Origin of the sequence: Psychrobacillus sp. NPDC096426 (genome assembly GCF_044762745.1) — a bacterium.
Taxonomy (GTDB): domain Bacteria; phylum Bacillota; class Bacilli; order Bacillales_A; family Planococcaceae; genus Psychrobacillus.
In genome coordinates this window covers 36,687-49,895 of sequence record NZ_JBIWEX010000004.1, presented here as the reverse complement: position 1 = coordinate 49,895, position 13,209 = coordinate 36,687, and the positions used below count along the sequence as shown (strand labels likewise).

9 protein-coding genes, 2 pseudogenes and 1 riboswitch are annotated in these 13,209 nt (G+C 35.7%); of the genes and pseudogenes, 8 read left to right on the top strand and 3 right to left on the bottom strand.

The window, feature by feature from the left end:
* Positions 1–382: 382 nt before the first annotated feature.
* Complete coding sequence (locus ACIQYS_RS04765) at positions 383–637, top strand: hypothetical protein (protein WP_402975677.1); 255 nt, start codon at positions 383–385, stop codon at positions 635–637.
* A 529-nt stretch (positions 638–1,166) separates the two neighbouring features.
* Positions 1,167–1,442, top strand: coding sequence for a hypothetical protein (locus tag ACIQYS_RS04760; protein WP_402975675.1), 276 nt, complete (start codon positions 1,167–1,169; stop codon positions 1,440–1,442).
* A 1,075-nt stretch (positions 1,443–2,517) separates the two neighbouring features.
* On the opposite strand, the gene ACIQYS_RS04755 is transcribed toward ACIQYS_RS04760, so the two are convergent.
* Positions 2,518–2,739 carry a hypothetical protein gene (locus tag ACIQYS_RS04755; protein WP_402975673.1) on the bottom strand — a complete coding sequence of 74 codons (222 nt, stop codon included), beginning with the start codon at positions 2,737–2,739 and terminating at the stop codon, positions 2,518–2,520.
* Between the two features lie 538 nt (positions 2,740–3,277).
* Here ACIQYS_RS04755 and ACIQYS_RS04750 point away from each other — a divergent pair.
* A complete protein-coding gene (locus tag ACIQYS_RS04750) occupies positions 3,278–3,817 on the top strand; it encodes an RNA polymerase sigma factor (protein WP_402975671.1) in 540 nt (179 codons plus the stop codon).
* The gene (gene spoIIP / locus ACIQYS_RS04745; protein WP_402975669.1) at positions 3,807–4,709 is read left to right on the top strand and encodes a stage II sporulation protein P; all 903 of its coding nucleotides are present in this window, start codon (positions 3,807–3,809) and stop codon (positions 4,707–4,709) included. Before ACIQYS_RS04750 ends, spoIIP begins: the two co-directional genes overlap by 11 nt.
* A gap of 332 nt (positions 4,710–5,041) precedes the next feature.
* On the opposite strand, the gene ACIQYS_RS04740 is transcribed toward spoIIP, so the two are convergent.
* Positions 5,042–6,277 carry an IS110 family RNA-guided transposase gene (locus ACIQYS_RS04740; RefSeq protein WP_402976007.1) on the bottom strand — a complete coding sequence of 412 codons (1,236 nt, stop codon included), beginning with the start codon at positions 6,275–6,277 and terminating at the stop codon, positions 5,042–5,044.
* Positions 6,278–6,994: 717 nt separating this feature from the next.
* Positions 6,995–7,096, top strand: a riboswitch (purine riboswitch).
* A gap of 243 nt (positions 7,097–7,339) precedes the next feature.
* Between ACIQYS_RS04740 and ACIQYS_RS04735 the strand changes: the two genes are divergently transcribed.
* From ACIQYS_RS04735 to ACIQYS_RS04725, 3 genes and pseudogenes are all read left to right on the top strand, one after another.
* Positions 7,340–8,275: a nucleoside hydrolase gene (locus ACIQYS_RS04735; RefSeq protein WP_402975667.1), complete on the top strand. Its 936-nt coding sequence runs from the start codon at positions 7,340–7,342 to the stop codon at positions 8,273–8,275.
* A gap of 49 nt (positions 8,276–8,324) precedes the next feature.
* The gene (locus tag ACIQYS_RS04730; protein WP_402975665.1) at positions 8,325–9,581 is read left to right on the top strand and encodes a nucleoside permease; all 1,257 of its coding nucleotides are present in this window, start codon (positions 8,325–8,327) and stop codon (positions 9,579–9,581) included.
* Between the two features lie 477 nt (positions 9,582–10,058).
* Positions 10,059–10,851: pseudogene (locus ACIQYS_RS04725) on the top strand (DNA/RNA non-specific endonuclease); the annotation flags it as partial.
* Positions 10,852–11,175: 324 nt separating this feature from the next.
* Here ACIQYS_RS04725 and ACIQYS_RS04720 read toward each other — a convergent pair.
* Positions 11,176–12,007, bottom strand: a pseudogene (locus ACIQYS_RS04720) (tyrosine-type recombinase/integrase).
* A 121-nt stretch (positions 12,008–12,128) separates the two neighbouring features.
* On the opposite strand from ACIQYS_RS04720, the gene ACIQYS_RS04715 reads away from it, so the two are divergent.
* On the top strand, positions 12,129–12,998 hold the full coding sequence (locus ACIQYS_RS04715; RefSeq protein ID WP_402975663.1) for a hypothetical protein: 870 nt from the start codon (positions 12,129–12,131) through the stop codon (positions 12,996–12,998).
* Positions 12,999–13,209: the final 211 nt, after the last annotated feature.

Below are 13,209 nucleotides of genomic sequence, written 5' to 3'. Positions count from 1 at the left end.
ACACTTAAACTCCCATGAAAATTAGTTCTTCAAGAAATGAAAAATGACAATACTAAAGAAGGCCCCTACTTAATCGTTTTAAAAAAGGAGAGCGTAAATAAGTCTATGGATTACGGTTGACTGGATTAAGGTTAGTATCAGTATTGACACTTCCTAACCATTTTCATTCTCTGTGGTGCAGCATTTTTTTGTGCTGCATGGATGGCTAACGGGTGCGTTAGTGAATTATAGAGTTGATAATACAGCTCAATTTTCTTGTTCAACTAATGGTGCAGTTTAGTTGAAGAAGCAGGTTTTAAAAAAGAGGTATAAGTAATTGTTATAGGGAATTATATAAGAAGATTAATAAGAGTAAATTGTAATGAGAAAAGGGGATTAAACAATGAATTTAAAGCATTTTCTTTCTGGTGCTTCAGTAGTGTTTGCGGTTATTCTGTTTAGACTATTTGATGAATATGTAATTGACATTCCTACGTTGTTAGGTGCATTTATGGTAGCCATTTTTTCAGGGGTTGTAATCAAGGCTATTCAATCCATACCAACATTAGATAGAGAACTAAAAAAACCTACGTATCTGACTTTATGGACAATTGCTTTTGTCTGTTTATTAGGTTCTTTTCATTTCTTAGATTTATAATAATAGAACTTAGGATGCAGTCTTTCTACTCTCATGAAAATTAAAAAATGCTCAAAATCTATAAAATTGCATAACAAAAGAGACTCAGAAAAAACTTTTTTAAAAAAAGGCTGACCGTTGAGAATGTTTATATGGAGTTAAAAAGTAAATCAAGGACCAACTCCATTCTGCTTAGAATAAAGGCAAGGCTGGTGCAATAACCAGAGTAGGATTAATCTCCCATGAGTTCTACTCGTATAGAGTGCGACAGTCTGTGATGTGCCGTGGTTGTTGGAGTCAGACTAACGGATGAGCTCGAGCTCTATGGCACCGATAGTTAATCGACCTTCTTCGCCAGCCATACTAATCTATACCCGTTCTGAAACAATTTTCATCCTCTGTGGTGCAGCGTTTTTTGCTGCATGGATGGCTAACGGGTGCTTAAGTTAAGCAAGTGGCTGCCTGTAAGGGTAGCTTTTTCTTATTGAACTAACGCTGCAGGTTAGTTCAATAAAATTTTGGATTCTTATGATGAAAAGAGGTGATAAAATTGGATAATAAAAAGGGAATACTACTATTTTGTTCAATAGTGATTTTAAGTATTAGTATTATAATAGCATCTAAGTTCATTTCAGATGCTCTTAATAATGTTGGACTAGGTTTGGAAGCTTCAAATTCAAATGCTACTTCAAATGTAAATTTTGAGTTAATTTTGAATGATGGTTGGATGAATTTATATGAAACAAACAGCGGACAAATTTGGAAAAAAGAAGATAATGATAATCCAGACATTGAATGGGAATTAGTTAAACATTATACTGAATAATACTTTTATTGTTCTTCAACTAACGGGTGCGCGCGACAAGTTCTGTTATAAGCTCTTTTTAGCGTGAAAATACAGGAGATTTATAAAAAATAAATTTTAACTTTACAGCGGAGGATAGGAATGATGGAGCCATGTTTCCTGAAACTATCCCATCAATACTCCTGCATGCGTCATGATTGACTGGTCATGAAGTGTGAAGCACAGGTAGATTCGGTTGAACTAGGCTGAAGCCACTCTTATGGAAAAAGTATGCCGAAGGATAGACCGCATGGCTGAAAAACTAGATATGGTGAGAATAGTTTCTACATAAAGGAACTGACGAACTTCTGGAGGTACGGGTCTAAAGTTAGAACATGAGGAAACTTGTGTACCATCCTACGATGGGGTGAATGGTGTAAAGTAAAAATGCACCCTCTGAAATACACTATACCGAACAATGGCGGTATCCAGTTCACAGGCTTAAAGGAAGCACCTACGTTTAGAATGTATAGCTAGGTTGTAAGGTACTTGGAAAGTAAGGGACGTTGATTCAAGGGCTGTCACCCGAAATGGTTGTTATAAGCCTTATGGCGAAATGCATTTGTCCTTATGAGGGTAGGGGTACGACCAGTGAAACCTCTGTAATGGAGGTGGAGGAACAGCCCCAAGTCTAGTGATAGGCAATAATTATTTTTCAACTGTGCAGTGCACCGATCGGGTAAGAACGTGGGAACATCATTTCATAACAGAATGATGCCACAGTGCAAGCTCTTCGATGAAGAGTAACTTGAAACTTATAATGACTAAAACCATCGCTAGATGGAACGCGGAATGATGGGAAACTATCACGTTCCGTGTGGAGTAGGGGAAAAGCTGGAGATAACTTCAAACGCTTACCTATTACTAACTTTAGTTAAAGATGAATAAATAAAAAAAGTCGATTCCTTAATACTGGAAATCGGCTTTTTAAAGGTTGTTAATCACAATCCCTTTTCTGCTATTTTTTGCTTTTGGAATCCATATCTATATAAACCTAGCAAAAGAGGAAACATGATAATAAGGGTAAAAACGGCAAGAAAAGTAATTCCTTCTGTTCCTAGTTCAGCTCTTGAAACCCATAATAAAGTATAGATACAATTACATCTATTACAGTAACTATGAATATGATTTTCCAAAAAGATTGAGAATAGAATTGTTTCTTATATACATAACCATAAAATCCTACTGTGTTAATAATGGCAATAATCGTACTCACAATTCTTAATACAGTTTCTCCCCAACCATATTCATTTTCTAAAAACATTGACACTATCAACAAAACTAACATTATCCAAAAATAAATTTTTCAAAGCATCCCTTATACCTCCAATTTCCTATATATCATATTGGCACGTATTTCTTTATTATTCTACATACAATAATTGCCAAAGCACCTGTTTGATGTGGGTTGGGAACCTCGTTACTCAAACGGGTGCTTTAGCAGAACAAGACCATCATTTTGATGGTCTATTTATTTATCCAGAACTTCAAGTAGATCTCAGAAATCCATTGTGAAGTGTTGTACACTTAAACTAACGAGGCATTTAGTTCCATAAGGCTATAATGGTTAGTGAAGTGATCAACAGTAGTTAGAGCTTGTCGTATGACAGTGCAACTCATTTAGTTAAAAGAATTATAGTTATTATGGACAGAATGAAGAACAATGTAAATTTCATATACAAAAAAACTACAGGTCTATATTAAGACAGGCATTTTTTTATTTAAGAATAACTGAAAAATAATTAATTTCAGAAATTGTGTAACCTTTCTGAAGTCCAAAACGAATAATAGTTATACAGAAAAAAAGGGGGATAAATTTGGTTGAGTCAGACAATTTAGAGAATAAAATCGATGAAATTTATAGGCACTATTATTTAGACGTTTACAAGTTCATTATTTGTTATTCCGGAAATCAAAATGACTCAGAGGATATGACACAGGAAGTGTTCATCCGTGTATTGAAGAATTTATCAAAATATGATTACTCTTCTAGTTTAAAAACGTGGATTTTTTCCATTGCAAAACACGTAGCGATAGATCACTATCGAAAAACACGATTCACATCAATCCTTAAAGAAGGGTTCTTCAAACAGTTGATTTCGAATGAAAAAAGTCCAGTTGAATATGCGGAACAAAATGAAACTAAAATTTATATAAATGAAACTATTTCGAAGATCAAACAAAATTATCGAATGGTTTTAATCCTTAGGGGAATCAATGAATTTTCTATCAAGGAAACCGCCCAAATCCTCAACTATAGTGAATCTAAGGTGAAGGTAGTCTATCATCGAGCTATTAAAGAGCTTGAAAAAATAATGAATAATGACTTAGGGGAGGTAATAAGAAATGAAAGCTGAACATGAATTGTTTGAACTAATTAAAGCTAATTATCCACTTAACCCGGGGGAAGAATTCGTATCAGCCACAGGCAGTAAACTCAGACAGGAGGCAAGGAAATTAGATAAAAGACGAAAATACAAACGTTTTTCTCTTATAGCTACATCACTGACAATATGTTTTATGGTGATCTCTTGGATTTTCCTTCTAGGAGGACATGAAACAATCAGCGTGGCCATTTCTGCAGTTGGAGAAAACAAACTAGTCCCTGCGGCTTCTCAACAAGAGCCTTTAGTTTATATTTATCATACACATAATCGAGAGTCTTTTATTCCAGAATTGAATGTTAAAGATGCTAGTAAAGCATTTGATGAAACAAAAAATATTACATTAGTAGGTAGTCGACTTAAAAGTGCTTTACTAGAAGAGAATATTACTACGATTCATGAAACCACTGACTTTGAAGGTGAACTGGAGGGAAAAGGGTTATACGAAGCAGACTCTTATTTACTCTCCAGAGAATCAATTAAAAAGGTTTTATTAAAAAATAATAAGTTAAAAATGATAATTGATATTCATAGAGATAATGTTCCGAGAAAAAATACAACGATAATTCTTAATGGAAAAGAGCATGCGAAGGTATCTTTGTTCTTATCCCGTTCAAGCAAAAACCATAAAGAGAACAAAGCATTTGCTGAACTAATTCATAACAAGGTGGAACAAAAATATCCCGGTTTATCACAAGGAGTGATTCTTAAAGATAGTGGGGTGAAGAGTGCTGACTATAATCAGGATCTCATTGATAAGGCAGTAATGTTGTCCATCGGGGGCGTAGAAAATACATTAGAAGAAGAATACAGAACAGCAGATATTCTAGCGGGGGTTATTAAAGAAATTATTGAAGGCGAATAAGCCTTTCAAAGCCAATGATATTGAAAGGATCGGACTGCTGCCGATCTCTTTTTTTATTCTCTACAATATACGTTGGGGTAATTTCGCAACTTTAGAAAAATGCAGGTAATCGCTCGTTCGATTATACTTGAACTATCCAAACAAACGAAAAGCATTTATATTCAATACAATAAAAATTGAAAACTCTTATTCAACTAAACCAGCCAATAGTTTGTCAATATTTATTAATGAGAAACAAAAATAGTTCATGCTATACTAAATTTGTGCATACCAAATAACCTTACAAATCTCTATGTTTGGAAAGGTTTAGGCTCTTTGGTTATATTTTTAGACTAGTCCAGATCTTGGAAATCTGTTTTGCTTTTTAAAAGTGCACAAATCCAATGTAAAAGCTTATTTGCACAAGCTATTACAGCTACTTTAAAGGGCTTTCCTTCTTCACGTTTCTTATCACAAAACTCTCTTAACCTCTTATTCCGAGGAATGAGTTCATCTGTCGTTTTCTTCTTGCGACAATCACGAATGGCGCTTTTAACGGCCATATATAAATCGTGTCGTAGTCTACTAGAACCTCTTTTGGTTATTCGATTCAAAGTACCTTTGAATGTACCAGATTCAAAAACACTTGGATCAATTCCTGCAAAGGCGACTAGCTTTTTAGGGTGATTAAATCGATCAATTTCCCCAATCTCAGAGATAATCGTTGCCGCGATTTTTTCCCCGATACCGGGGATGGTTTGGAGAATCTCATATTCATCCATGCTTTTTGCTAAGGCATCTATCTCTTCTTCCAGATGGGATAGATGTTTTTTGTATTCTAGAAGCATTTTAATATACATATCTATGCTTAAGATAAGACTATTGTATAAGGTTTTCTGAAATGGGTTACGATCTGCGGCGGCCTTTAACTTTACTGCCTGATTGTTTGCCCATTTTTGTGAACGACTTTTACAGAATTCCTTTATGTTTTTGGCGATTGTTTCTTCACTTACTGCTAATACTTCCTCAGAAGTAGGAAATGCTTGTAAAGAAAGTAAGGAAACATCTGAATATAGATCTCCAAAAACTCCACAGTACTCAGGAAATACTTGATCCAATACAGCTTGGAACTGTAGTTTAGTTTGAACATACATGCCTGTAATATTTTCATGTTGTCTTGTAAGGTTACATAAATTTAAGAGCTGGATTCCACGCTGCTTATTAGGCTCTAGGTCCTCTTTATAATACATCTCGCAGAGATGACGAGCGTCAATGATATCCGTCTTTACTTTACGTAAACTTGAGCTCTTAGCCCGATACGAAACAAGTGGATTAATCATGATTAACAAATACCCGCTGTCTTCAAAAAAATGGACAACTGGCGTATGATAATGGCCAGTAGATTCCAAAACAATAGGAGGTCTTTCTCCAGAAACCTCTTCTATTTCTCTAATAAACTCTAAAAGAAATGTCAGCCCTTCAAGTGTGTGAGCTACTTTAAAGCTCTTTTTATACGGTTGTTTTTTATCCAAGAATGCTTGAACCTGACTTTCGACTTTTGCCACATCCAAACCAATTACTGGATTCATCATTATTTTCCTCCTAGTCATACAATTAACCGGTAACCCCTATTCCTCCATGTAGTATCATAGCTTCGCTTGTTATACGAGATCAGAGTCCCAACCAGCCTCAATCATGTTTCTACATGTAGGGGACGAACTGTTTAGTTGACGGGATCATTAGCCCCACGGGTGCTTTAGTTAAAGATCATGGGTTGCTTAGGCAACTCTTTTTTCTTATTAAACTAACGAAGCAGTTAGTTTAACAAACATGTTTTAGCTTTGTTCAACAATTGGATCAGATTGTTGAGGGACAGGAGGAGTAGTAAGATACTCAAAAAGATTGATTGTTAAGAATTTATTAAGGCAACGGGTTGCAAGAGTTGAAGAACTGTGAGTTGTTTTGACAACTCATTTTTTATTGAAGAATTGAGCAGGGGTTTCTGTTTTCTAAATCAATAGAGTAGAACTTCAATTTCTGAAATATTAATGAATGTCCACCTTGGTTCGGATTAGGGGTTAAATCAAAATCTTCGCGACGGATCAGATCCTGACAATTTCGAGATTTAAAATTGTGCTGAATATAGCAGTTGAGGGATTTAGGTTAGCCACCAATTGCAACAGTGTGAAAGCGGTAAGGGGAGAATAACATTGTAAACGTTTAAAAACACGAATGAACTATAGGAATTAACTAAAAATGTTCGTTATTTAGTTGACGAAACCCTAAATTATTGCTATTATAAATGCGAATTGAATGTCGAATTATGTCGTATAATATTGGGGATAAGGCCCAAGAGTTTCTACCAAGCCGCCGTAAAGGGTTTGACTACGAGGTAAGTGTTAAATGGAAGAAGGATTAATTCTTCCTTTTGTATTTACCATGCCCTAGTCAACGCTCCGGTAGCTATCGGAGCGTTTTCTATATTTTAAGATGTTTTTTATAAGCTATCATGCGAAGCGGCACGTCAGGAAAATTTCGATGGCTCTTAGTACGGAACAAAGTGCGACGTTACTCAAGTATTCCAACAAAAAAACAGTTGGATGAACCCCAAGCAATTTATAATAATTCACCATGAAGGGATCGAGAAAATAATGAAAAAGAAAATTTATTTTAATCACGATGGCGGAGTTGACGATCTTATTTCGCTATTTTTATTACTAAAAATGGACACGGTAGAGCTCACAGGTGTTTCAGTCATTCCAGCAGATTGTTATTTAGAACCTGCCGTGTTTGCGAGCAGAAAAATTATTGATCGCTTTGGAAACGGCGGCCTTGACGTAGCTGAGTCAAATTCACGCCCCAAAAACCCTTTTCCAAAAGAATGGCGTATGCATGCGTTTTATGTTGATGCCCTACCGATTTTAAATGAATCTGGAAAAGTTGTAACACCAGTGGCTGAAAAACCAGCACATCTTCATTTAATAGATACTGTTCTAGCAACTGAAGAAAAAACAACTTTATTATTTACAGGCCCGCTTACAGATCTTGCTCGTGCATTAGATGAAGCTCCTGAAATTGAAGAGAAAATTGAAAGACTTGTTTGGATGGGTGGTACATTCCGTGAAGCAGGGAACGTACATGAACCTGAACATGATGGAACAGCGGAATGGAACGTGTTTTGGGATCCTGAAGCAGCCGCTCGTGTATGGGATACCAACATAGAAATTGATTTAGTAGCGCTTGAAAGTACAAACCAAGTACCGCTAACTTTAGATGTACGTGAGCGTTGGGCTAAAGAACGCAAATACCTGGGTGTTGATTTTCTAGGACAATGTTATGCGATGGTACCACCACTTGTTCATTTTTCTACGAACTCTACATACTATTTGTGGGATGTGTTAACAACCGCGTTTGTTGGTAATCGTGATCTTGTAAAAGTACAAACGATTAACAGCATTGTTCACACAGAAGGTCCAAGCCAAGGTCGTACAGTTGAAACAGCTGATGGACGTCCAGTGAATGTAGTCTACGATGTGAATCGCGATGCATTCTTCGATTATATGACTGAATTAGCTAAAAAAGCTTGATGACTAGAAAAGTACAGCATAGACATTAATAACTTAGGAAGAGGAAAAAATGACAATTAAATCCCGACTTAAAATTATGATCTTTCTCCAGTTTTTCATTTGGGGATGTTGGCTAATTACACTTGGCTCGTATATGATCAATACATTACATTTTTCTGGCTCACAAGTTGGAGCCGTTTATGGCGCATCTGGACTTGCCTCTCTTATAATGCCAAGCCTTATAGGGATTATCGCTGACCGATGGATGAAAGCGAATAGATTGTATGGAATTTTTCATTTTCTTGGTGCGATTTGCTTATTTATAGCAGCACAAGCTTCAGACCCAACCGTTATGTTTTGGGTAATGTTTTTTAACGCTATGGTTTTCATCCCGACAATTTCATTATCTTATACCATTTCCTATATTGGTTTAGAAAAAGAAGGACTCGATACAACGAAAGAATTCCCGTCCGTTCGTGTATATGGAACCGTTAGTTTTATTCTTGCCATGTGGCTCATTAGTGTTGGTGGATTTGAGTTAAGCAATATCCAGTTATACATTGCATCAGGGGCTGCCATCTTACTGGCACTATTTTCAGTTGTGCTTCCTGATTGTCCAACAGCAACTGTTAAGAAGGAGAAATCGTGGATAAGCCACTTAGGACTCGACGCTTTTGTCCTATTTAAACAAAAGAAAATGGCCATCTTTTTCGTGTTTGCAATGCTGATAGGTGCTGCACTGCAAATTAATTTGGCATTTGCAGATCCATTCCTTCATGATTTTGCGCTAAATCCTGATTATAAAGAAAGTCTTGCTGTGAAATACCCAGCGATTTTATTATCAATTGGACAATTTTCAGAAGTAGTCTTTATTCTTGCCATACCATTTTTCTTACGTAAATTTGGGATTAAAACGGTCATGCTATTGAGTATGGCGGCTTGGACGTTGCGATTTGGTTTATTAGCTTTTGGAGACCCAAACGGATTAGGGTTCATCTTATTACTATTATCCATGATAGCGTACGGTGCAGCGTTTGACTTCTTTAATATTTCTGGGTCGATGTTTGTAGATAAAGAAGTGGATCACCGAATTCGTGGGAGTGCACAAGGCTTATTCATGACAATGGTGAACGGACTGGGAGCTTATCTAGGTGCTGTGATTAGTGGAAAAATAGTGGATTATTTAACGGTTGACGGCATAAAAGACTGGCAGAATATCTGGTTAGTTTTTGCTGCCTATACCATCGTTCTTGGAATCGTTTTTGCGATAACTTTTAAATACAAACACAACCAGGATACAGCGAACCATGTAAATAAAGCTACTTGACCTGTATGATTTAGAGTCAAGTTAGGATATGAACGATAAAATTAGCAGCCAATTTCCCGCTCTTTGGGGAAATGCTGCTTTTTTGAATTTTAGTAGCTTGGAAAGAGGTCTTGTGTAAACACAGGACAAGCTTATGAAAAGAGGCGGTGATTGGGCTCCATTATACGTCAATACTTTTTCAAAATTTAGCGGATAAACATTGATGTACAACGGATAAGCACCAATTCAATTAAACTTTCGTTTAGTGTAGCTGTTTAAGGATTTTGTTGAATCGGTGATAAATTTGTCACAATGAAATGCATTTATTTATTCATTTAAGGTTTGTGTGTATTTGAGACAAAGATGTACCTTTTAAAAAAGTTTTTTCAAAATTTTGTATTTTTTTCAGCAATCGGGCGCGATAACAATGTTGATCTATGTTAACATTCCGAGATTTTTAGAATGAACAGTATGAAACTATTATAGCAGAGTCATAAAATGAAAAAGAAAATGAACTATTTAATCTTCCTTTTAACAGCCATCTTTATGGTTGGTTGTACCAACTTAGAAGATGCATCCATTACAGATGTAGAAACAAATCCACAAGAAGTAACCACAGTTGAAACAAATATAAATAGTTATAGTGAAAAAGATGAAACTATCACTACGGTTGTTGATGAACCAGTAGTAGAGGAGACACCACCCCAACCAAATAATGAACTGTTCTCAGGATACAGACTTATTGAAGTGGATGGTGGTGATTTGTCTGGATATCGTGAACCTAACGTCGTCGTTGACATTGGTTACGGGGACCGTGAATATTGGGCATTTACTAATGAATACGGGCAACTAGTACGTGTCATTGCTGACGAAATCATTCTACAAGATGACATTAACGAACCTGTATTATCGTCTGGCAGATACTATTCTGATGAAGCAAAGGTTCCTGGTGTCGAGTGACGTTTTAGATGAAGGACATATCATTGCTGATTCTCTAGGAGGGGTATCGAATGCTTATAATATTACCCCACAAGATAGTACGCTCAACCGACATGGTGATCAAGCTTATTTGGAAAACGTGATCCGTAGCGCAGGTAGAGCTACTAATTTTGAAGCAATTATCACATATCCGAATACGGAAACACAGATTCCTTCAAGTTATCAGTATACCTATACTTTAATGGGTAATGATATCGTTGATAAATTTGACAATGTGAACCCTGATGAAGTAAATGCATCACTCGGTTTAACAGGCAGTGAGCCTTCTGATTCAACTAGTTCAAACACAAATTCAACTAGTCCAAATTCAACTAACCTGCCGCGTTAGTTCAATAAGAAAAAGCTACTCTTACAGGCAGCCGCTTGTTTCACTAAAGCACCCGTTAGTGAAAAATAATTATATTTTTACCATACAAATTTAGATGATATGACCATTAACTTCAGTTGTTCCTGTACAGACACCCATTCGCAAATTACGTATAAATCGTCCAACGAAGAAAATGTTCTTTCGTTCATTTATTTTGCCTCAAAGTTCTAGGGGCTTACTCACCTACCATACAGTCGGGTGCTTTAGTCAAAAGGAGCAACGTCCTTTAAGACGTTGCTCCTTTTTCATTTAAAAGTACTTCTGATAGTACTCTTTTCTTAACCTTCCGCTTAACTGAGCATAGATCTTCGTGGTTTCACTTTTTTCATGCCCCATAAGACTTTGTATGACTTCAATAGGCGCATCATTTTTCAACAAATGAGTTGCGTAGCTGTGTCGCAGTTGGTGTGGATGAATCTCTTTATTAATTTCAGCATGATTGGAAATACGCTTGATAATGTATTGCATTTGGGCGACACTCATTTTGTGTGGCTGTCTGGCTGTTACAAAAATAGTAGAGTTATGATCATTACGGCTTTCTATGTAGCGTTTAAGCCATATGTCGCAACGTGTATTAAATTAACCCTCCCTTTCCTTGTCGCCTTTTCCTCTAACAATCGCAGATTGATTGGACCAATTAATATGGTTCTTTTCTAACGCGACTACTTCTCCAATTCGACAACCAGTAGAAGACATGAATTCAAAAATGGCTTTTTCCATTGGAGAATGACAGGATTCACGAAGGTGTTCAATCTCCCGTTCGGTTAAATACTTGGGTATTTGCTTCCCTACTTTGGGTTCTTTGATTTTGGAAGTTGGCATCGTAGCCTTCTTCATGGGACCAACGAAAAAATGATTTCATAAAGCAAATACGATGTGCAAGACTGGCCGGTTTTAAATGCTTGCCGGATATAGCGAGATATTCTTTCAGTTTATTTGTATCCAGTAATTCCATCTCTACATCCTTAAAGTAATCAATTAGTAGCAAAGACTGTAACCGGTAGGCCTTCAACGTTTGCGGCGAAAAGCCCTCTATTCGTTTATCGGCTTCAAACGAAGACCATACTTTTGACAGTAACAATTCCATTCCCCCTAAAATAGTAATATTAAAAGGATTATTGCCAACTTAATAGAATAATAGACATAAGTGTGTTTTTACTTAAGCGGCAGGTTAGTTGAAGAAGAAATGATGGGGTGTTCAAATGATTAAAAGAAAGCTTGTTTCTGCGGTAGTGACTTATGCGTTGTTTATGATAATTTATTTTTTATTTTACCAATCATGGTTTATCATCATTTTAGGTGTTTACTTATTCCCTATTATTTTGTTTTACGGAGTACCAGTATCTGTCTTCTCTGATTTTCTAACTAAAAATATAAAAGGGAAGTATAGAGGTATCTTGGCATTATTCATTCATTTATTCCTTGCCACTTTAGTAGTTTTGATTCCAGCTTTGTTTTCAGAATTGGGAAGAGATATTATACTTCCTGACTTACAGTTCTTATTAATTATCCCTATATTGTCTTCCAGTTTCTTTTGGTGTATAGATGAGTTTCTTAGGATTAAAGAGGCAAGAGGTAGATTCGATTTGAAATTTACAAAAACTAGAGTGATTATTGTTCTTTGCATACTATTTATTGTTATATTATTGAATCCATTTAAAAAGGATTTGTGGGATGTAAATGAAGAGTTATTAAAAAAAGAAGTGTTATCAATTAAAGAATCCGTTGATACAATAAATTTATTAGATGTTACCCCCTTTGAATGGGATGTTATATATTCATTTGATCCATATACATCTAAAGATACGGTATATGAAGAAGTTGGATATAAATGGGATAATATAGCGGATACAGTAAGTGATTCAATGAATCAAATTGTTTTTTTAAATGATGGAAAAGTTGTCTGTTATATTTATGGGTATCCCGATAATAATGGATATGGTATATCCTTTATTAAAAGAAAAAATTTAGAGATTACTGGTTCTGTGCTTAATGTTAAAGACGAATTAAACTTTCAAGTAACGAGAAGAAATGGAGAAATATATTTAAGCAACTATGAACTATTCAAATAGGGAATATAATTGAAGTTCATTGAGCTGTTAAAAAGCTCTTCTTTATATGTTCAACTGAAAGAGTTTACAAATAAATTTCAATGTAATGAATTTGGAAATATTTATAAAAAGTCATTTTATTGAACTACCATGAAAATAAACTTCTATAATTTAGGGGAAAAGGCAATACTTAATAAGACGCAGCTCATTCGCTTAAAAAAAAGGGGAGAGC